The organism is Streptomyces sp. NPDC058457, assembly GCF_042720695.1.
GTDB lineage: Bacteria > Actinomycetota > Actinomycetes > Streptomycetales > Streptomycetaceae > Streptomyces.
Map to the genome: position 1 here is coordinate 1 of NZ_JBHXLU010000080.1, position 23478 is coordinate 23478.

At 73.6% G+C, this 23478-nt stretch carries 3 protein-coding genes and 1 pseudogene; all 4 read left to right on the plus strand.

From position 1 onward, the window contains the following. On the plus strand, positions 1 to 15306 hold a 15306-nt coding region (locus ACFWPS_RS41020), incomplete at its 5' end, for an SDR family NAD(P)-dependent oxidoreductase (protein WP_383715552.1). A 60-nt stretch (positions 15307 to 15366) separates the two neighbouring features. Beyond that, positions 15367 to 21276 (plus strand): annotated as a pseudogene (locus tag ACFWPS_RS41025) (type I polyketide synthase); the annotation flags it as partial. 139 nt (positions 21277 to 21415) lie between these two features. Continuing rightward, the gene (locus ACFWPS_RS41030; RefSeq protein WP_383715555.1) at positions 21416 to 22378 is read left to right on the plus strand and encodes an ACP S-malonyltransferase; all 963 of its coding nucleotides are present in this window, start codon (positions 21416 to 21418) and stop codon (positions 22376 to 22378) included. After that, positions 22372 to 23460 (plus strand): arylcarboxylate reductase, encoded by a 1089-nt coding sequence (locus ACFWPS_RS41035; RefSeq protein WP_383715557.1) that lies wholly within the window; start codon positions 22372 to 22374, stop codon positions 23458 to 23460. Before ACFWPS_RS41030 ends, ACFWPS_RS41035 begins: the two co-directional genes overlap by 7 nt. Positions 23461 to 23478 lie beyond the last annotated feature (18 nt).

Consider the following 23478-nt stretch of genomic DNA (forward strand, 5'->3'; position numbering starts at 1 on the left):
TTCCTCGCCGAGGCCGCCGACTTCGACCCCGGCTTCTTCGGCATCAGCCCGCGTGAGGCGCTGGCCATGGACCCGCAGCAGCGGCTGCTCCTGGAGACCAGCTGGGAAGCGTTCGAACGCGCCGGTATCCGCCCGCAGGACCTCAAGGGCAGCGCCACCGGTGTGTTCGCCGGTGTGATGTACCAGGACTACGCGGCGCGCCTCACCGAGGTGCCCGAGGAGATCGAGGGTTTCCTCGGCACCGGCACCTCGCCCAGCGTGCTGTCCGGCAGGATCGCGTACACCTTCGGTCTGGAGGGCCCGGCCGTCACCGTCGACACCGCCTGCTCCTCCTCCCTGGTGGCGATGCATCTGGCGAGCCAGGCGCTGCGCTCGGGCGAGTGCTCGCTCGCCCTCGCCGGTGGTGTCACCGTCATGTCCACCCCCGCCCTGTTCACCGAGTTCAGCCGGCAGCGCGGCCTGGCCGCCGACGGCCGCTGCAAGGCGTTCGCGGAGGGTGCCGACGGTGCCGGTTTCGGTGAGGGCGTGGGTGTGGTGCTGCTGGAGCGGTTGTCGGACGCGCGGCGCAACGGTCATCCGGTGCTGGCGGTGGTCCGTGGCAGTGCGGTGAACCAGGACGGTGCGTCGAACGGCCTGTCGGCGCCGAACGGTCCTTCGCAGCAGCGGGTGATCCGGCAGGCGTTGGCGAACGCCGGTCTGAGGCCGTCCGAGGTGGATGTGGTGGAGGCGCACGGGACGGGCACGACGCTGGGTGACCCGATCGAGGCGCAGGCCCTGCTGGCCACCTACGGCCAGGAGCGCGAGGCCGACCGGCCGTTGTGGCTGGGTTCGCTGAAGTCCAACATCGGTCATACGCAGGCGGCTGCCGGTGTGGCCGGTGTGATCAAGATGGTGCAGGCCATGCGGCACGGCGTGCTGCCCAGGACCCTGCACGTCGACGCGCCGTCGACCCACGTCGACTGGACCGCGGGCCAGGTGGAACTGCTGACCGAGTCCCGTGACTGGCAGGACGGGGACCGTCCGCGGCGGGCGGGCGTGTCGTCGTTCGGTCTGAGTGGTACGAACGCCCACCTGATCCTGGAGCAGGCTCCGGTGGCGCGGCCGGTGGCCGGCGGGCCGGTGGTGTCCTCGGGTGTGGTGCCGTGGGTGGTGTCGGGTCGTTCGGCGGATGCGGTGCGTGCGCAGGCGGATCGGCTCGGCGTGCTGGTGGGTGAGGATCACGCTGCGGTGGGTGCGGCTCTGGCGGGCCGGTCGGTGTTCGAGCATCGTGCGGTGGTCGTCGGTGGTTCGGCGGGGGAGTTCGGGGCTGGCCTGAGGGCGGTCGCGGACGGCGAGTCGCCGGCGGGTGTCGTGTCCGGTGTGTCCTCGGTGCCGGGGAAGACGGTGTTCGTCTTTCCGGGGCAGGGGTCGCAGTGGGCGGGGATGGCGGTGGAGCTGCTGGAGTCCTCGCCGGTGTTCGCGGCACGGTTCGGGGACTGCGAACGGGCGTTGGCGCCGTTCGTGGACTGGTCGCTGACAGAGGCCGTGCGCTCCGGTGAGTTCGGCCGGGTCGACGTGGTGCAGCCGGTGCTCTGGGCGGTGATGGTGTCGCTGGCGGCGCTGTGGGAGTCGGCCGGTGTCCGTCCGGACGCGGTGGTGGGTCACTCGCAGGGCGAGATCGCCGCCGCCGTGGTCGCCGGCGCACTGTCGCTGGAGGACGGCGCCCTCGTCGTCGCCCTGCGGTCGAAGGCGATCACGGCGCTGGCGGGGCGTGGCGGCATGGTGTCGGTGCCGCTCCCGGTGGACGAGGTCCGCGGCCTGCTGCCCGACGGCGTGTCCGTGGCCGCGGTCAACGGGCCGTCCTCGGTGGTGGTCTCCGGTGACCCGGCGGGTCTGGAGACCGTGCTGGCGTCCGTGGAACGTGCCAGGCGAGTCCCGGTGGACTACTCGTCGCACTCGGCGCAGGTGGAGGAGATCCGCGAGGAGCTGCTGAACACGCTCGCCGGGGTGACGCCGCGCAGCGGTGATGTCCCGTTCCACTCGACGGTGACCGGTGGCCTGCTGGACACCGTGGCGCTCGACGCCGGGTACTGGTACCGCAACCTGCGGCAGACCGTGGAGCTCGAAGCCGCCGTGCGTGGCCTTGCGGACACCGGACACGGAACCTTCGTCGAGATCAGCCCGCACCCCGTCCTCACGGTCGGCATCGACGAGACCGTCGGCGGCGAGTCGGTGGTGTCGGGGACGCTGCGGCGGGACGAGGGTGGTCTGCGCCGGTTCCTGTTGTCGGCGGGTGAACTGTTCGTCCGGGGTACGGCGGTGGACTTCACACCGTTCTTCGGCGGTACGCCGGCCTACCGGGACCTGCCGACGTACGCCTTCCAGCGGCAGCGGTACTGGCTGGAGGCGTCCGCGGCGCATGGGGACGTGAGTGCCGCGGGTCTGCGCAGCGCGGAGCATCCGCTGCTCGGTGCGGCACTGCCGTTGGCGGACGCGGAAGGGCACCTGTTCACCGGGCGGCTGTCGCTGCGGACGCATCCGTGGCTGGCGGACCACGCGGTGAACGGGACGGTGCTGCTGCCGGGGACGGCGTTCCTGGAACTGGCGCAGCACGCGGGCGAGCAACTCGGCTGCGGCACGGTCGAGGAACTGACCCTGGAAACGCCGCTGGTCCTGCCCGACCGCGGCGGACTCGCGATCCAGGTCGTGGTCGGCGCACCCGACGCGGACGGCAGCCGACGGCTCACGGTGCACGGCAAGGCCGAGGACGCACCCGCCGACCAGGAGTGGACCCGCTACGCGGGCGGCACGCTCGCCGAGGCGGCCGCCGTCACCGACTTCACCTCCCGCACCTGGCCCCCGGCCGGAGCCGAGGCGATGGACCTCGACGGCTACTACGACCGCATGGCGGGCAACGGCTTCGTCTACGGGCCGGCCTTCCAGGGACTGCGGGCCGCCTGGCGGCAGGGCGACACCCTGTTCGCGGAGGTCGCCCTCCCCGAGGAGCAGGCCGACGACGCCGACGCGTACGGTCTGCACCCCGCACTGCTGGACGCGGCGCTCCAGGCCGCGGGTCTGGGCGCGTTCTTCCCGGGCGACGAGGCACGGCTGCCGTTCGCCTGGCGCGGGGTCTCCCTGCTGGCGTCCGGCGCGCACGTGCTCCGGGTCCGGATCCGCCCGGACGGGCCGGACTCGATCGCCATCGCGGCGGCCGACGAGTCCGGCGAGCCCGTCGTGACCGTAGGCTCCCTGGTGGTCCGCCCGCTCAACCCCGCCCTGTTCCAGACCTCCCGCGAGCTTCCGTACCACTTCCGGTGGCCGGTTCTGGCGCTGGACACCGACGGCACGCACCCGGAGCCCGAGGTGTTCGCCGTAGGCTCCGGCCCGGTGCACGAGGTGACCGCCAGGGTGCTCGCCCGGCTGCAGGACGCCCTCGCCGAGGACGCCACCCTGATCGTCCGGACCACGGCGGCCGTGGCCACCGAGCCGGGCGCGGACGTGGATCCCGCGCACGCCGCGGTGTGGGGCCTGGTCCGCTCCGCACAGGCTGAGCACCCCGACCGGTTCGTACTGATCGACTCCGACGAGGCGTCCGCCCCCCTCCTGGCCGCCGCCGCGGCGACCGGCGAACCGCAGCTCGCGCTCCGCGACGGCGTCGCCCACCGGCCGCGACTGGCCCGCTTCGGCACCGGCGACACCCTGCTGCCGCCCGCCGACGGCACGCCCGCGTGGCTGCTCGGCACCACGGAACGCGGCACCTTGGCGAACCTGGCGCTGCTGCCCGCGCCCGAGCTGACCGCCCCGCTCGCCGACAACGAGGTGCGCGTCGAGGTCCGCGCCGCCGGCATGAACTTCCGCGACGCACTCAACGCCCTCGGCCTGCTCCCGGGCGAGCCGGGCCCGATGGGCATCGAGGGCGCCGGTGTCGTCACCGGGACCGGGCCGGGCGTCACCGGCCTCGCGGTCGGAGACCGGGTCTGCGGTGTGTTCGCCGGCTGCTACGGGCCGGTCGCGGTCGCCGACCGGCGGCTGCTGGCCCGGATACCCGACGGCTGGACCTTCGAGCAGGCCGCGGCCGTGCCCGTGGTCTTCCTCACCGCCTACCGCGGACTGGTCGACCTGGCAGGCCTCAGCGCCGGCGAGACCGTGCTCGTGCACGCCGCCGCGGGCGGCGTCGGCATGGCCGCCGTCCAGCTCGCCCGCCACCTCGGCGCCGAGGTCTACGGCACGGCCAGTACCGGCAAGTGGGAGGCGACCGGACTCGCCGCCGACCACCTGGCCTCCTCCCGGACGGCCGAGTTCGAGAGCGTCTTCCGCACCGCCACCGACGGCCGGGGCGTGGACGTCGTCCTGAACTCCCTCACCGGCGAGCTGATCGACGCCTCGCTGCGCCTGCTGCCCCGCGGCGGACGCTTCATCGAGATGGGCAAGACCGACCTCCGCGACCCCGAGCAGGTGGCGGCCGCGCATGAGGGCGTGCGCTACCGGGACTTCGAGCTGATGGACGCCGGCCCCGACCGGATCCACGAGATGCTGACCGACGTACTCGGCCTCTTCGAGCGGGGCGTGCTCACGCCACTGCCGACCCGCGCCTGGGACCTGCGCCGCGCCCCCGAGGCGATGCGCTTCCTCAGCCAGGCCAAGCACGTCGGCAAGCTCGTCCTCACCCCGCCGCGCCGGCTCGACCCCGACCGTGCCGTCCTGGTCACCGGCGGCAGCGGCGTGCTGGCCGGGCTCGTCGCCGAACACCTCGTGGCAGAGCACGGCATCCGCCATCTCGTCATGCTCAGCCGCAGCGGCGCCGCCCCGGACATCACCGGCGCCGACGTCCGCTCCGTCGCCTGTGACGTCTCCGACCGGGACGCGCTGGCCCAGGTACTGAACACGCTGGACCGGCCGCTGACCGCGGTCGTGCACACCGCGGGAGTCCTCGACGACGGCGTCCTCGCCGACCTCACGCCCGAACGCCTCGACCGGGTCCTCCGAGCCAAGGCCGACGCCGCCCTCCACCTGCACGAACTGACGCAGGACCAGGACCTGGCCGCCTTCGTGCTGTTCTCGTCGGCCGCCGGCAGTTTCGGCGCCCCCGGCCAGGGCAACTACGCTGCCGCCAACGCCTTCCTGGACGGGCTCGCCCAGCACCGGCGGGCGGCGGGACTGCCCGCGCAGTCCATGGCCTGGGGCATGTGGACGGAGCGCAGCGGCCTGACCGCGCGGCTGGACGACGGCGACCTCGCCCGGATGGCCCGCTCCGGCATGACACCGCTCTCCTCGGAGCAGGGCCTCGCCCTGTTCGACACCGCCCTGGCGACGGACCTGGCGGCGCCGGTCATGGTCCGCGTCGACCACGACGCGCTGCGCCGGCAGGAGACCCTGCCCGCCGTGCTGCGCGGCCTGGTGCGTGCGCCCGCGCGGCGGGCGGCCGGCGGAGCAGGCGCGGGGTCGTCCCTCGGTGACCGGCTCGCGGCCATGCCGGAGCCGGAACGGCAGCGGTACGTCCTCGACCTGGTGCGCGGTGCCGCGGCCCTCGTCCTCGGCCATGCCTCCCCGGACCTGGTCGAGTCCGGCAAGGCCTTCCGCGAGCTGGGCTTCGACTCGCTCACCGCGGTGGAGCTGCGCAACCGGCTCACGAAGGCCACCGGCCTGAAGCTGTCGGCCACCCTGGTCTTCGACTACCCGACCCCCTCGGTCCTGGGCGCCCACCTCCTCGCCGAACTGGCGGGCACCCGCAGCACCGTGGCCGCCCCGGTGGCCGCGGCCTCCGACGAGCCGATCGCCATCGTCGCCATGGGCTGCCGCTTTCCCGGCGGCGTCAGCACCCCCGAAGCGCTGTGGGAGCTGCTGGCCGCGGGCGGTGACGCGATCACCGGGCTGCCCACCGACCGCGGCTGGAACGTCAGCCGCCTCTACGACGCCGACCCCGACCGCCCGGGCACCTCGTACGTGCGCGAGGGCGGCTTCCTCGACGCCGTGGGCGAGTTCGACGCGGGCTTCTTCGGCATCTCGCCGCGCGAGGCGCTGGCCATGGACCCGCAGCAGCGGCTGCTCCTGGAGACCAGCTGGGAGACGTTCGAGCGGGCCGGCATCGACCCCGCCTCGCTCAAGGGCACGCCCGGCGGTGTCTTCATGGGCACCAACAGCCAGGACTACATCACGCTGCTGGCCGGGGCGCCGGACGTCGGCGAGGGCTACATCGCCACCGGCAACTCGGCGAGCGTCGTCTCCGGCCGGCTCTCGTACACCTTCGGCCTGGAGGGGCCCGCGGTCACGGTCGACACGGCCTGCTCCTCCTCCCTGGTCGCCGTCCATCTGGCGAGCCAGGCGCTGCGCTCCGGCGAGTGCACGCTCGCGCTCGCCGGCGGCGTGATGGTGATGGCCACGCCGGGCGGGTTCGTGGAGTTCAGCAGGCAGCGCGGCCTGGCCGCGGACGGCCGGTGCAAGTCCTTCGGGGCGGACGCCGACGGCTTCGGCATGGCGGAGGGCATCGGCGTCCTGCTGCTGGAGCGGCTGTCGGACGCGCGGCGCAACGGGCACCCGGTACTGGCGACCGTGCGGGGCAGCGCCGTCAACCAGGACGGCGCCTCCAACGGGCTCACCGCCCCCAACGGCCCCTCGCAGCAGCGGGTGATCCGGCAGGCGCTGGCCAACGCCGGTCTCAAGCCGTCCGACGTGGACGTGGTGGAGGCACACGGCACGGGTACGTCGCTCGGCGACCCGATCGAGGCGCAGGCACTGCTCGCCACCTACGGACAGGACCGGGACGCCGACCGGCCGTTGTGGCTGGGCTCGGTCAAGTCGAACCTCGGCCACACCCAGGCCGCCGCGGGTGTCGCCGGCATCATGAAGATGGTGCTGGCCATGCAGCAGGGCACACTGCCGAGGACGCTGCACGCCGACGAGCCGTCTCCGCACATCGACTGGTCCACCGGCCGGGTGGAGCTGCTGACCGAGGCCCGTGCGTGGCCCGACGGGAACGGCCCGCGCCGGGCCGGTGTGTCGTCGTTCGGCATCAGCGGCACCAACGCGCACGCGATCATCGAGTCGGTGCCCCCGGCCGCCCCGCCCGCCGCCCCGCCCGCCACGGTCGTGCCGTGGCTGCTCTCGGGCCGGACACCGGAGGCCGTGCCGGCCCTGGCCGCGCGACTGCGGCCGCTGGCCGGCGAGAACCCGGTGGACGTCGGCCACACCCTGGCGACCCGCACCGCGTTCGAGTACCGCTCGGTCGTCGTCGGCCGGGACGCCGACGACTGGACGGCCGGCCTGTCCGCCCTCGACCGCCCGGTCGCCGCCGGTCCACTGGGCGGGACGGTGTTCGTCTTTCCGGGGCAGGGGTCGCAGTGGGCGGGGATGGCGGTGGAGCTGCTGGAGTCGTCGCCGGTGTTCGCGGAGCGGTTCGCGGAGTGTGAGCGGGCGCTGACTCCGTTCGTCGACTGGCAGTTGACGGACATCGTGCGTTCCGGTGACTTCGACCAAGTCGACCGTGTGCAGCCGGTGTTGTGGGCGGTGATGGTGTCGTTGGCGGCGCTTTGGCGGTCGTACGGTGTCGAGCCGGCTGCGGTGGTGGGTCATTCGCAGGGTGAGATCGCTGCCGCGGTGGTGGCGGGTGCGTTGTCGTTGGAGGACGGCGCCCGGGTGGTGGCGTTGCGGTCGAGGGCGATCACGGCGTTGGCGGGTCGGGGTGGCATGGTGTCGGTGCCGTTGCCGGTGGACGAGGTCCGGGAGTTGCTGCCGGAGGGCGTGTCCGTCGCCGCGGTGAACGGCCCGTCGTCGGTGGTGGTGTCCGGTGACCCGGCGGGTCTGGATGCGGTGCTGGCGTCCGTGGAGCGGGCGAAGCGGGTGCCCGTGGACTACGCGTCGCACTCGGCGCATGTGGAGGAGATCCGCGAGGAGATCCTGCACGTGCTCGAAGGCGTGTCGCCGCGCGAGGCTACGGTCCCCTTCTTCTCCACGGTGGACACCGGGTGGGTGACCGGCACCGAACTGGACGCCGACTACTGGTACCGCAACCTGCGGCAGACCGTGGAACTCGAAGCCGCCGTGCGCAGGTTGACCGCCGCAGGCTTCCGCGCCTTCGTCGAGGTCAGCGCACACCCCGTCCTCACCATGCCCATCGAGGAGACCGCCGAGGACGCCGACGCCGACGGCGACGCCGCGGTCCTGGCGGTCGGTACCCTGCGCCGCGACGACGGCGGCCTGCGCCGCTTCATGACCTCGCTCGGCACCGCATGGGCGCACGGCGTGGACGTGGACGTGGCCGCGCTGTACCCGGGCGGCCGGCGGACGGCCCTGCCCACCTACCCGTTCCAGCGCGAGCGGTACTGGCTGGCACCGCCGTCCCCGGAGGTCTCCACGGACTCCTGGCGCTACCGCGTCACCTGGCGCCCGGCCACGCCCCCGGCCCGGCCGCTGCCGGACACCTGGCTGGCGGTCGTCCCCGAGGGACACCGCGAGGACGTCTGGGCGGCCGGTGCACTCCGCGCGCTCACCGAGCGCGGCGCCCGGGTCGAGGAGTACGTCGTCCCCGCAGGCACCGGCCGGGAGGAACTGGCCGCGGCCCTGGCCGACCGGCCGCAGCCGCAGGGCGTGCTGTCGCTCCTGGCCCTGGCCGAGCGGCCGGACCCGGCACACCCGGGCCTGACCGCCGGACTGGCGCTCACCACCGTGCTCACCCAGGCGCTCCACGACACACACTGGACCGGGCCGCTGTGGTGCCTGACCCAGGGCGCCACCACCGCGGTCGGCGACGAGGAACTGCGGCACCCCGCGCAGGCGGCGGTGTGGGGCCTCGGCCGGGTCATCGGCCTGGAGCACCCGGAGTTCTGGGGCGGCCTGGTCGACCTGCCCGCCGACCACGACGAGGTGTCCGCCGCCGTGCTCTGCGACGTGCTCGCCGGCGGCGGCGACGAGGACCAGTGGGCGGTCCGCGGCGGCACCGCCCGAGTACGCCGCCTCACCCGGGCGCTGCCCGACGGCCGGCCGGCCCGGCGGGCCTGGCGCCCGCGGGGAACCGTCCTGGTCACCGGCGCCACGGGCGCGGTCGGCCCGTACATCGCCCGTTGGCTGGCCGCCGCGGGAGCCGAGCACCTGGTCCTGGCCAGTCGCCGTGGCGCGGACGTGCCCGGCGCCGCCGCGCTCACCGCGGAACTCGGCGAGTCGGGGACGCGGCTGGAGTACACCGGCTGCGACGTCACCGACCGTACGGCGGTGGCGGAACTGGTGGCGCGGCTCGACGCGGACGGCACCCCCGTCCGCGCGGTCGTCCACGCCGCGGCCCTCATCCAGATCGCGTCACTGGCGGACACCTCGCTGACAGAGGTCGAGGACGTCGTGCACGCCAAGGTCGCGGGCGCGGTCCACCTGGCCGAATTGCTCCCCGACCTGGACGCGTTCGTCCTCTTCTCCTCGATCGCCGGCGTCTGGGGCAGCGGCGACCACGGTGCCTATGCCGCGGCCAACGCCTTCCTCGACGCCTACGCCGAGCACCTGCGCGGCCGCGGTGTCCCGGCCACGTCCATCGCCTGGGGCATCTGGAACACCCCGAACCTGGCGGAGACCGCCGCCATGCCCGGCGGCCTGGACATGGACCGGGTACGCCGCCAGGGCCTGCCGTTCATCGACCCGCAGCAGGCCGTCGCGGCCCTCCAGCGGGCCATGGACGACGACGAGACGTGCCTCGCCGTCGCGGAAGTGGACTGGTCGCGCTTCGCGCCGGTCTTCACCTCCGCCCGCCCCCGTCCCCTGCTGGACGAGATACCGGAGGTGGCGGCCCTGGCCCGGGAGGAGACTCCCGCCGCCGCGCCGGTGGCGGCCCAGCTGTCCGAGACCGAGCTCGTCACGCTCGTCCGCCAACAGGTCGCCTCGGTCCTCGGCCACTCCGGCGCCGACGCCGTCGACCCCAGGCGCGCCTTCCGCGACATCGGGTTCGACTCGCTCACCGCGGTGGAACTGCGCAACCGGCTCAACGCGGCGACCGGCCTCCGGCTGCCCACCACGGTCGTCTTCGACCACCCCACCGTCCACGCCGTCGCCCGCCACCTCCGTACGGAGCTGACCCAGGGCACCGCGGCCCCGGCGGCCACGGTCGTGGTCGCGGCCGAGGACGAGCCGATCGCACTGGTGGGGATGGCCTGCCGGTTCCCGGGCGGCGTCAACAGCCCGGAGGAGCTGTGGGAGCTGCTGCGCTCGGGCGGTGACGTCATCTCGGACTTCCCGGCCGACCGCGGCTGGGACCTGGACGGCCTCTACGACCCGGACCCCGACCGGCCCGGCACGTCGTACACCCGGCACGGTGGCTTCCTGGACGCGGCGGGCGACTTCGACCCCGTGTTCTTCGGCATCAGCCCACGCGAGGCACTCACCATGGACCCGCAGCAACGGCTGCTCCTCGAGACCGCGTGGGAAGCGCTGGAGTGGGCCGGCATCGACCCCGAGAGCCAGCGGGGCGAGCGGGCCGGCGTCTTCGTCGGCACCGGTTACCAGGGCTACGGCGCCAACGCCGAGGTGCCCGAGGGACTCCAGGGCCAGATGGTCACGGGCGGCTCCGCCAGTGTGACGTCCGGCCGGATCGCGTACACCCTCGGTCTCGAAGGGCCCGCGGTCAGCGTCGACACGGCGTGCTCGTCCTCGCTGGTGGCGATGCATCTGGCGGGCCAGGCGCTGCGCTCGGGCGAGTGCTCGCTCGCCCTCGCCGGCGGTGTCACCGTGATGGCCAACCCTGAGGGCTTCATCGGTTTCAGCCGGCAGCGCGGCCTGGCCGCCGACGGCCGCTGCAAGGCGTTCGCCGCCGCCGCCGACGGCATGGGCATGTCCGAGGGCGTCGGCGTGGTGGTGCTGGAGCGGCTGTCGGACGCCCGGCGCAACGGGCACCGGGTGCTCGCCGTGATCCGCGGCAGCGCCACCAACCAGGACGGTGCCTCCAACGGCCTGTCCGCGCCGAACGGCCTCGCCCAGCAGCGGGTGATCCGGCAGGCGCTGGCCAATGCCCGGCTGGAGCCGTCCGACGTGTACGCCGTCGAGGCACACGGGACGGGTACGACACTCGGCGACCCGATCGAGGCGCAGGCCCTGCTGGCCACCTACGGCCAGAGCCGCGAGGAGCCGCTCTGGCTGGGCTCCGTGAAGTCCAACATCGGCCACACACAGCTCGCCTCCGGTGTGGCCGGTGTGATCAAGATGGTGCTGGCGATGCGGCATGGCGTGCTGCCCAGGACCCTGCACGTGGACGCGCCCTCGCCGCACGTCGACTGGACCACGGGCCAGGTACGTCTGCTGACCGAGGAACGGCCCTGGGACGGTCCGCGCCGGGCGGGTGTGTCGTCGTTCGGTCTGAGCGGTACGAACGCCCACCTGATCCTGGAGCAGGCTCCGGTGGAGGCTCCGGTGGTGTCGGGGGTGGTGTCCTCGGCTGTGGTGCCGTGGGTGGTGTCGGGTCGTTCGGTGGGTGCGGTGCGTGCGCAGGCGGGTCGGCTGGTGGGGCTGGTGGGTGAGGATCGGGCTGCGGTGGGTGCGGCTTTGGTGGGCCGGTCGGTGTTCGAGCATCGTGCGGTGGTGGTGGGTAATTCGGCTGGGGAGTTGGGGGCAGGTCTGCAGGCGGTCGTGGAGGGTGGGCCGTTGGCGGGTGTGGTGTCCGGTGTTGCTTCGCCGGTGGGGAAGACGGTGTTCGTCTTTCCGGGGCAGGGGTCGCAGTGGGCGGGTATGGCGGTGGAGCTCTTGGAGTCGTCGCCGGTGTTCGCGGAGCGGTTCGCGGAGTGTGAGCGGGCGCTGATCCCGTTCGTCGACTGGCAGTTGACGGAGGTTGTGAGATCCGGTGAGTTCGGCCGGGTCGACCGTGTGCAGCCGGTGTTGTGGGCGGTGATGGTGTCGCTGGCGGCGTTGTGGGAGTCGGTGGGGGTGCGGCCGGACGCGGTGGTGGGTCATTCGCAGGGTGAGATCGCTGCTGCCGTGGTCGCCGGCGCGCTGTCGTTGGAGGACGGTGCGCGGGTCGTCGTACTGCGGTCGAGGGCGATCACGGCGTTGGCGGGTCGCGGTGGGATGGTCTCGGTGCCGCTGCCGGTGGATGCGGTCCGGGAGTTGCTGCCGGAGGGCGTGTCCGTCGCCGCGGTGAACGGTCCGTCGTCGGTGGTGGTGTCCGGCGATCCGGCGGGTCTGGATGCGGTGCTGGCGTCGGTGGAGCGGGCGAAGCGCGTTCCGGTGGACTACGCGTCGCACTCGGCGCATGTGGAGGAGATCCGCGAGGAGATCCTGCACGTACTCGAAGGCGTGTCGCCGCGCGAGGCTACGGTCCCGTTCTTCTCCACCGTCGACGTGGAGTGGGCGGACGGCACGGGTCTGGACGCCGGGTACTGGTATCGGAACCTGCGGCAGACGGTGGAGTTCGAGGCGGCCGTGCGTGGCCTGGCGGAGGCCGGTCACACCACGTTCGTCGAGGTCAGTGCGCATCCCGTCCTCACGGTCGGCATCGACGAGGCTGTCGGTGACGAGTCGGTGGTGTCGGGGACGTTGCGGCGGGACGAGGGCGGTCTGCGCCGGTTCCTGTTGTCGGCGGGGGAGTTGTTCGTCCGGGGTGTCGCGGTGGACTTCACGCCGTTGTTCGGCGGGACGCCCGCGTACGGGGATGTGCCGACGTATGCCTTCCAGCGGCAGCGGTACTGGCTGGAGGCGTCGGCGGCGCGTGGTGACGTGAGTGCGGCGGGTCTGCGCAGTGCGGGGCATCCGTTGCTGGGGGCGGCGTTGCCGTTGGCGGATGGGGAGGGGTGTCTGTTCACCGGGCGGCTGTCGCTGCGGTCGCATCGGTGGCTGGCGGATCACGCGGTGAACGGCACGGTGCTGCTGCCGGGGACGGCGTTCCTGGAGCTGGCGCAGCACGCGGGCGCGCAGCTCGGCTGCGGCACGGTCGAGGAACTGACCCTGGAAACGCCGCTGGTCCTGCCCGACCGCGGCGGACTCTCGATCCAGCTGTCGGTGGGCGCGCCCGACGTGTCGGGGCGGCGCTCGCTCAACCTGTACGCACGGGAGGAGGACGCACCCGCCGACCAGGAGTGGACCCGGCACGCGACCGGCGCGCTGGCCACCGGCGCCGCAACGGCGGACGCCTTGGGCGGACAGTGGCCCCCGGCCGGTGCCGAACCCCTGGACACCACCGACCTGTACTCCCGCTTCGCCGAGCAGGGATACCAATACGGGCCCGGCTTCCAGGGACTCAGGGCGGCCTGGCACCGCGGTGACGACGTGTACGCCGAGGTCGCCCTGCCCGAGGCACACCGTGATCACGCGCAGTTGTTCGGTCTCCACCCGGCGCTGCTGGACGCGGCGTTGCACGCGCTGTGGCTGGCCGCCGTCGAGGCCGGACCGTCCGCGGGCGACGCCGGCGGGGTCCGGCTGCCGTTCAGCTGGGGCGGGACGAGCCTGTACGCGTCGGGCGCGACGACCCTGCGGGTGCGGCTGACGACGACGGGCACCAACGAGGTCGCGATCACCGTCGCCGACGCTGCCGGATCCCCGGTCGCCGCCGTCGAGTCGCTGGTGATGCGCCCGCTCGTGGCGGGGCAGCTGGAGGCCGCCCGGGTGCGGTCGCTGTACCGGGTCGACTGGCATCCGGTGACAGCCGACGGCGCTCCCGTGACGCCGTACGAGGTGGCGGACCTCACCGGATCCGGCGACGACGTGCACGCCGTCGTGCATCGGGCGCTCGCCCGGGTCAAGGAGTGGCTGGCCGCGGAGCACGAGGACGACCGGCGTCTGGTGTTCGTCACCCGCGGTGCGGCCGGGCCCGACACACGGGACGCGGTCCATGCGGCGGTGTGGGGGCTGGTCAGGACGGCGCAGAGCGAGCACCCCGACCAGTTCGTCCTGCTGGACCTCGGCCCGGCCGACGACGTCACCCGGTGGGCGCCCGCCGCCGTGGCCTGCGGTGAACCGCAGCTCGCGGTCCGGGACGGTGCCGTACTCGCCGCCCGGCTGGTGCGGGCCGCGCCGAGCGGCGAGGAGCCGAAGTGGGACCCGAACGGCACGGTGCTCATCACCGGAGCCGGCGGCGTCCTCGGCGGACTGACCGCGCGACACCTGGTGGACCGGCACGGAGTACGCGACCTCGTACTGGTCGGACGCTCCGGGCCGGACCCGGAGCTGGTCGAGGAACTCACGGCCGCGGGTGCCCGGGTGGTGGCCGTCGGCTGCGACGCCGCCGACCGGACCGCGATGGCCGACGTCGTCGCCGGCATCCCGGCCGACCGGCCGCTGACCGGGGTCGTGCACGCGGCCGGGGTGCTCGACGACGCCCCGGTCATGTCGCTGACGCCGGAGCAGGTCGACCGCGTACTGCGGCCCAAGGCCGACGCGGCGCTGCTGCTCGACGAGTTGACCCGTGACCTGCGGCTCACCGCGTTCGTGCTGTTCTCCTCGGCGTCGGCGACCTTCGGCGCGGCCGGCCAGGCCAACTATGCCGCGGCCAACGCCTTCCTCGACGCGCTGGCCGAGCGCCGACGCGCCGCGGGCCTGCCGGCCCAGTCGCTGGGCTGGGGCTTCTGGGAGCAGCGCAGCGCCATGACCGGCGGGCTCGGCGACCGCGAGGTGGCCAGGCTGACCAGCGGCGGTGTGCGGCCCATCGGCTCGGCCGACGGACTCGCGCTGTTCGACGCCGCGTCCGCCATGGACGACGCCGTGCTGGTGCCGATCCACCTGGACCTGTCGCCCCGCGGCGGGGAGATCCCGCCGCTGCTGCGGCACCTGGTGCGGCCAGCCGTGCGGCGGACCCCGGCCGTGGCCGAGGGATCGGCGGACGCGACGACGTTCCGGCAACGGCTGGAGGGGCTGCCGGAGGAGGCGCAGCGGGACAGCCTGCTGGATCTGGTGCGCTCGACCGTGGCCGCGGTCGTCGCCTACGACGGGCCCGCCGCCGTGGACCCGGACGTGACGTTCATGAGCCTCGGCTTCGACTCGCTGATGGCCGTCGAACTGCGCAACCGGCTCTCCGCCGCCGTCGGCACCCGGCTGACGCCGACCCTGGTGTTCGACTACCCGACCGCCTCGGGGCTGGCCGGCTACCTCTACGACAAGCTGGGACTGGCCCCGGCCGTGGCACCCGCATCTCCCGCATCTCCCGTATCTCCCGCGGAGCCGGGCGGGGACGCGGACGACGACGAGATCCGCGAGGCCGTCGCGTCCGTCTCCGTGGAACAGCTGCGTGCGGCCGGCGTGCTCGACGTGATCCTGCGGCTGGCGGAAGCGGGGCGGCAGCAGACGACGGCCGACCGGATCGACCACATCCAGAACATGGACGTGGACGATCTCGTCCGCTGGGCCAGTGCCCTTGGTAATGACGAATCCTGATCCGGATCGACGTGTGTGGAGCTCATGATGACTGCCCCTCAGGACCAGGTGATCACTGCCCTGCGCAGCGCACTGGTGGACAACGAGCGCCTCAGAGAGGCCAACCAGCGTCTGTCGAAGCGGACCGACGAGCCGGTCGCCATCGTCGCCATGGGCTGCCGCTACCCCGGCGGGGTCGCCTCGCCCGACGACCTGTGGACCCTGGTCAGCGAGGCGAGGGACGCCATCTCCCCGTTCCCGGAGGACCGTGGCTGGGACACCCGCGGGTTGTTCGGCGAGGGCGCGCCCGACACGCTGACGTCCCACGCCCGCGAGGGCGGCTTCCTCGCCGAGGCCGCCGACTTCGACCCCGGCTTCTTCGGCATCAGCCCGCGTGAGGCGCTGGCCATGGACCCGCAGCAGCGGCTGCTACTGGAGACCAGCTGGGAGACGTTCGAACGCGCGGGCATCGACCCGGGCACTCTGCGCGGCAGCAGGACGGGCGTCTTCGTCGGCCTGATGGGCACCGACTACGGCGGTCCCCTGCACCACGTCCCGGACGGCGTCGAGGCGTTCCTGGGCATGGGCACCCAGTCCAGCGTGGGCTCCGGCAGGATCGCGTACGCCTTCGGCCTGGAGGGCCCGGCCGTCACCGTCGACACCGCCTGCTCCTCCTCCCTGGTGGCGATCCACCTCGCCGTGCAGTCCCTGCGCGCGGGCGACAGCACTCTGGCCCTGGCCGGCGGCGCGACCGTGATGGCTGGTCCCGGCCTGTTCGTGGGCCTCAGCCAGCAGGGCGGCGTCGCCGCCGACGGCCGTTGCAAGTCCTTCGCGGAGGGTGCCGACGGTGCCGGTTTCGGTGAGGGCGTGGGTGTGGTGCTGCTGGAGCGGTTGTCGGACGCGCGGCGCAACGGTCATCCGGTGCTGGCGGTGGTCCGTGGCTGTGCGGTGAACCAGGACGGTGCCTCCAACGGCCTGTCGGCGCCGAACGGTCCTTCGCAGCAGCGGGTGATCCGGCAGGCGTTGGCGAACGCCGGTCTGAGGCCGTCCGAGGTGGACGCGGTGGAGGCGCACGGGACGGGCACGACGCTGGGTGACCCGATCGAGGCGCAGGCGTTGCTGGCCACGTACGGGCAGGAGCGGGAACGGCCTTTGTGGTTGGGGTCGTTGAAGTCCAACATCGGTCATACGCAGGCGGCTGCCGGTGTGGCCGGTGTGATCAAGACGGTGCAGGCCATGCGGCACGGCGTGCTGCCCAGGACCCTGCACGTCGACGCGCCGTCGACCCACATCGACTGGTCGGAGGGCGACGTCCGGCTGCTCTCCGAGGCCGTCGACTGGCCAGAGTACGGGCACCCCCGGCGTGCCGGCGTCTCGTCCTTCGGGGTGAGCGGCACCAACGCCCACCTCGTCCTGGAGCAGGCCCCCGAGGCCGACGGCAAGGCCGCCGGGGCGGCGCCGCCCGTGCCCGTCACGGCGGTTCCCTGGCTGCTGTCCGGGCGGACGGCCGACGCCCTGCGCGACCAGGCCGACCGGCTGCGGACCCACCTGGCGGCACGGCCCGGCCTCGTGCCGGCCGACATCGGGTTCTCGACCGCGACCTCCAGGGCCGCGCTGCCGCACCGCGCGGTCGTCGTCGGCGCCGACCGCGGCACCCTCGGCCACGAGCTGGACCTGCTGGCCCGCGGCGAGATCTCCGACCACGCCGTCCGCGGCACCACGGCACCCGCAGGGAAGAGGGTGTTCGTCTTTCCGGGGCAGGGGGCGCAGTGGGCGGGGATGGCGGTGGAGCTGCTGGAGTCGTCGCCGGTGTTCGCGGAGCGGTTCGCGGAGTGTGAGCGGGCGCTGACTCCGTTCGTCGACTGGCAGTTGACGGACATCGTGAGTTCGGGTGACTTCGACCCTGTCGACCGTGTGCAGCCGGTGTTGTGGGCGGTGATGGTGTCGCTGGCTGCGCTGTGGCGGTCGTACGGTGTCGAACCGGCTGCGGTGGTGGGTCACTCGCAGGGTGAGATCGCTGCCGCTGTCGTAGCGGGTGCGTTGTCGTTGGAGGACGGTGCGCGGGTCGTGGCGCTGCGGTCGAAGGCGATCACGGCGCTGGCGGGTCGGGGTGGGATGGTGTCGGTGCCGCTCCCGGTCGATGCGGTCCGGGAGTTGCTGCCGGAGGGTGTGTCGGTGGCGGCGGTGAACGGTCCGTCGTCGGTGGTGGTGTCCGGTGATCCTGCCGGTCTGGATGCGGTGCTGGCGTCGGTGGAGCGGGCGAAGCGCGTTCCGGTGGACTACGCGTCGCACTCGGCGCATGTGGAGGAGATCCGCGAGGAGATCCTGAGCGCGCTCGCGGCGGTCTCGCCGCGCAGCGGTGAGGTCCCCTTCCACTCGACGGTGACCGGGGGTCTGCTGGACACCGCGGCGCTCGACGCCGAGTACTGGTACCGCAACCTGCGGCAGACCGTGGAGCTGGAGACCGTCGTGCGCGCGCTCGGCGGCGCGGGACACGGTGTGTTCGTCGAGGTCAGTCCGCATCCGGTGCTGACCTCGGCGATCGAGGAGACGGTCGGCGGGACCGTGGTGGGCACGCTGCGGCGGAACGCGGGCGGCTGGGACCGGTTCCTGCTCTCCCTCGCCGAACTCCACGTGACCGGCGTGCCCGTCGACTGGAGCGCGGCCTTCCCCGCCGCCCGACGGGTCGAACTGCCCACCTACGCCTTCCAGCACAAGCGATACTGGCTGGACCCGGCCATCGAGCACCTCGGCGGCGCGGCCGACGGCCACCCGCTGATCGGACGGCCGCAGCCCGTCGCCGACAGCGGCACCCTGCTGCACACCGGCCGCCTGTCGCTGCGCACCCACCCGTGGCTGGCCGACCACGCCGTCGGAGGCACCGTGGTGCTGCCCGGCGCGGCCCTGGTGGAGTCGGTGCTGCACGCCGGCCGGGACCTGGGGTGCGGCCTGCTCGAAGAACTGACCGTGGAGACCCCGCTGCTCCTCGACCCCGCCGAGCCGCTGACCGTCCAGCTGTCCGTGGAGGGCCCCGACCCGGCGGGGCGGCGCCCGTTCGCCGTCCACGCCACGTCCGGCGGGGAACCCTGGACCCGGCACGCCACCGGATGGCTCGCGCCCGGCGGGGCCGAGGACCCGGCCGCGGACCAGACCGGCGCCCACTGGCCGCCGGTCGGCGCCGAACCGGTGGACATCGACGACCTCTACGGCAGGTTCGCCGAGGGCGGCATCGAGTACGGCCCCGCGTTCCAGGGGATGACCGCCGCCTGGCGCCTGGACGACCGGATCTACGCCGAGGTGGCGCTGCCCGAGCAGCAGCGGTCCGGACTGCGACGGTTCGGCGTCCACCCCGCGCTCCTCGACGCGGCGCTGCAGACCGTCGGCCTGTCCCGCGACGGGGACGAGGGCGGGCCCGTCCTGCCGTTCTCCTTCGGCGGTGTCGTCGTACACGGCGAGGCCGGCGGCGACCTGCGGGTCGAGACCACGGTGCGGGGCGAGAACGAGGTGTCCGTCCGCGCGACCGACCGCGACGGCCGGCCCGTGCTCACGATGGACTCCCTCGCGCTGCGCCGCCTCACCGGCCTGGTCCGCCACGACTCGCTGTATCAGGTGTCCTGGGTGACCCGCCCGCTGCCGCAGGCCGTGCAGCGCACCGACACCGTGGTGCGCGTCGAGCCGGGCCCGCCGACCGCGGCGGCGGCTCACGAGACCACCGGCCGGATGCTGGGCCGGCTGCAGGAGTGGCTGGCCGCCGACCACGCCGACGGCGCCCGCCTGGTCGTCGTCACCCGGGGCGCGGTGGCCACCGCGGCCGACGAGGACGTGACCGACCTGGCCGGCTCCCCGGTGTGGGGGCTGCTCAGGTCCGCCCAGTCGGAGAACCCCGGCGTCTTCGTCGTCGTCGACACCGACGAGGAGAGCGAGCACCTGCTGGACGCCGCGCTCTCCTGCGACGAACCCCAACTGGCGCTGCGCGGCGGAGAGCTGCGCGTGCCCCGGCTGCACCGCTCCACCCACGAGAGCACCGAGCGGGAACTCGACCGGGACGGCACCGTTCTCGTCACCGGCAGCGCCGACGGCCTGGCCGGCCTGGTGGTGCGCCACCTCGCCACCGAGCACGGCGTCCGCCGGATCGTCCTGGCCTCCCGGCGGGGCCCCGACGCGGCGGAGATCCAGCGGCTGGGCGCGGACCTCGACGCCGAGATCATCGGCGCCGCCTGCGACATGGCCGACCGGGACGCCGTGGCCGAGCTGCTGGCGTCCGTACCGGAGCAGTCGCCGCTGACCGCGGTCGTGCACACCGCGGCCGTGCTCTCCGACGGCGTCCTCGCCTCGCTCACCCCCGCGCAGGTCGACACCGCGCTGCGGCCCAAGGTCGACGCGGCGCTCCACCTGCACGAGCTGACACGCGGCCTCGGGCTGCGCGAGTTCGTCCTCTTCTCCTCGGTCGCCGGCGTCCTGGGCGCACCCGGCCAGGGCAACTACGCGGCGGCCAACGCCTTCCTCGACGCCCTGGCCCACCACCGGCGCGCCCAGGGCCTGCCCGCCCAGTCCCTCGCCTGGGGCCTGTGGGAGCACAGCAGCGGCCTCACCCAGAACCTGGACGAGGCCGACGTGGCGCGGATCTCACGCGGGGGAGTGGTGCCGTTCGACACCAAGCAGGGGCTGGCGGTCATGGACCTGGCGCGCGGCACGGACGCGCCCGCGCTCGCCCCGGTGACCCTGGCGGCTGCCACGCTGGACACCACACCCGAAGAGGCCCCGGCCCTGCTCAGGGACCTCGTGCGCGCCCCGGCCCGGCGTTCCGGGGCCGGCCCCGACCGGCGGGGCGCCGACGAGCTGCGGAGCACCCTCGCCGGTCTGGACGAGGAGGGCGGCGACGCGCTGCTCGGCGAGATCGTGCGGGGCCACCTCGCGACCGTGCTCGGCCACGCCTCGGCCGACGACATCGACGAGACCGCCGCGTTCCTCGCGCTGGGCCTGGACTCGCTCACCGCCGTCGAACTGCGCAACCGGCTGACCGCGGTCACCGGGCTGCGGCTGCGCCCCACCGTCGCCTTCGACTGCGCCACCCCCCAGGAACTCGCACGGTTCCTGCGCACCGCGCTGCTCGCCGCGCCCGCGGCCGAGCCGGCGGCGCCGGCGGTCTCGTCCCGCCGCGCCGGCCCGCTGGACGCGGCCGGCGAGCTCTTCCGGTACGCCGCCGAGCGGGGCCGGCTGAAGACGGGCGTCAAGTTGCTGCACCAGGCCGCCCAGCTGCGGCCGATGTTCACGGCGGCGGAGGGCCGCGAGGGCATACCGGGACCGCTGCGGCTGACCACCGGCGCCAAGCGGCCGAGGATCATCTGCCTCTCCGCCTTCGTCGCCCTGGGCGGCGCCCACCAGTTCGTCCGGTTCGCCTCGTTCTTCGGGGACGAGTACGACGTCGCCGCGCTCGACGTCCCCGGCTTCCAGAACGACGAGCCGCTCGCCGCGGACGCGGAGGCGCTGGCCGACGTGTACTGCGACATGATCGCGGAGCTGGTCGGCGACGACCCGTTCGTCCTGCTCGGCTCCTCCTCCGGAGGCGTGCTCGCGCACGCGACCGGCGAGCGGATGAGCCGGCGCGGCGTCGCCCCCGCCGGAGTCGTGGTCATCGACGGCTATCCGATGACCAGCCCGCACATCAACCGGGTCCAGGACCAGCTGCTCAAGGGCATGTTCGAGCGCGAGGAGCGGTTCGTCAGCCTGGACGGCACCCGCCTCACGGCCATGGGCTGGTACTGCGGGATGTACGAGTTCTGGGAGCCGCGGGCCGTGCGGACGCCGACGCTGCTGCTGCGGGCCACCGTTCCCCTGGAGGGCATGACGGACGACCCGTCGAGCGAGGAGTGGCGCGCGGTATGGCCCGCCACCGACGTGCAGGACATCCCCGGCGACCACTTCACGGTCATGGAAGACCACCTGGAGACGACCACGCAGGCCGTCAAGGACTGGCTGGCGGCCCTCTGACGCAAGGGGCCCGCCCGGCCGGGCGGGCCCCGCGCACCACGATCCACCCTCGACACCGTCCCGCGCGCCGTCGAGGCGAAGTTCCCCCCTTTGGACGGCCGGACCTGCCGCGTCCGGCACACGATGTATGGAGGTTCCCATGGCACTGGGTTACTTGCTCGGCGGAGGAGTCGGCACCGAGCCGCACGGCATCGAACTGCACCGCGCGTACCCCGTGATGCAGCGGCTGTACGAGCAGATCGCCGACTGGACCGGCCTGACCGTCGGTCAGATCCTGGAGGAGGACCTGCCGGAGTCCCAGGAGGAGCGGCAGAGCGCCGGCTCCATCAGGGAGACCGCGCTCGCCCTGGCCGTGCACGACATCCTCGCCGAGCAGGGCGTGCACCCCTCCGCCCTCGGCGGCCTGAGCCTGGGCGCCATGACCAGCAGCTGCCTGGCCGGCGCCCTCACCCGCCAGGAGCTGTTCGGCCTGCTCCGCAGCACCCGTCTGTGCCCCGACCCGGACCCGTCGGAGCCGGCGCACGCCCTCGCCATCGCCGCCGTCCCGGCCGGGCAGACCATCGAGGCGTTCGTCGGGGGCGCCGAGGGCGTGTACGTCGCCGGTGACATGGGCGACACCGCCGACGGCGCGCTCCGCATCTACATGCTGGGCGGTCTGCACGAGCCCATGGCCGCGCTGGCGGGCTCGCTGCCCGAGGGCCTGGTGACGCTGATGCCGGGCCGGGGCATCGCCCAGCACACCCCGCTGCGCGCCCCGTTCCGGAAGTTCGTCGAGCCGCACATCGACGCCATCGACTTCGGCGCCCCCGAGCTGCCGGTGCTGTCCTGCCTGGATCCCAGGCAGCTGGCCTCGGGCGAGGACGTGCGGGACCTGTTCAAGCGCAACCCCACCACCCCGATCAGCCTGCCGTACGTGTACGACGGCATGCACGAACTGGGCGTCCAGCTCGGTGTGGTGGTCGGCCCGGCGATCCCCGCCGGACTGCTGCGCATACCCTTCCCCGTGGTCCACGTCGAGCAGCCCGAGCACATCGAGAAGGTCGTCTCCACCGTGTTCGAGCTCGGCATCGAGTACCCCGAGACCGGACTCGCGCCGTGCTGAGCTCGGGCCTGTCCGCGGCCGACTGCGACAAACTCGTAGACGGCTGGCTGGACACGGATCTCGACGAGTGGACCCGGCGGGTGGTCCGGCGGCACTTCGACCCGGAGACCGGCAGCCCGTACTGGCTGGAGCGGGCGAAGGAACTGCCGTTCGACCCGAGGGACATCACGCGCCACGCCGACCTGACCACGTTCGGGCCGTTCGACCTGGACGTGCTGCGCACGCGCGACCCGCGGGACTTCGTACCGCTGGCCGTGGACCGCCCGCTCACCGGCAGGGTGTGGGAGTCGGGCGGCACCACGGGCGCGCCGTGCCGGGTCTTCTACACCCCGGAGATGATCGTCCAGCGGGGTGTGTGGCGCCGCTGGTCGTTCACGACCGAGGGCTTCGAGCCGCACCGCACCTGGCTCCAGGCGACGCCCACCGGACCGCACCTGATCGGCAACGGAGTCTGGGAGGCCGGGGACCTGCACCAAGGGGTCGTGTACGCGATCGACATGGACCCCCGCTGGGTGAAGCGGCTGCTGCGCACCGCGCGCATGCCCGTCGCGCGGGACTACACCGAGCACCTGCTCGACCAGATCCTGGACGTGCTGGAGACCCGCGAGGTGGACTACCTCAACACCACCCCGGCGCTGATGGTGGCGCTGATCAAGCGGGCCCCCGAGCAGGTCGCGGCCCTGCGCGGCGTCCGGCTGAGCGGTACCCACCTGGTCCCCTCCGTCTACCGGCAGATCGTGGCCGCCCTGGACGGCGGCATCTGCGGCCTGAGCTACGGCAACACCTTCGGCAACGCGGCCGGTCTGCCCGTGGAGCGGGACGGCGAACTCATGCCGTATCTGCCGAACTTCCCGCAGGTGACGATGGCGGTCGTCGACAAGGCCGACCCGATGGCACCGGTGCCGTACGGATCGGTGGGCCGGGTCCGGCTGACCGTGCTCCACGAGGACCTCTTCCTGCCCAACGTGCTGGAGCGCGACGAGGCGGTGCGTTACGACACCGGCGACCGCTTCCCCACGGACGGTGTCGCCAACGTGCGCCCGCTGGAGACCGCCGGCACCGCGGTCGAAGGGCTCTACTGATCTGCTTGCGCGCGCCTC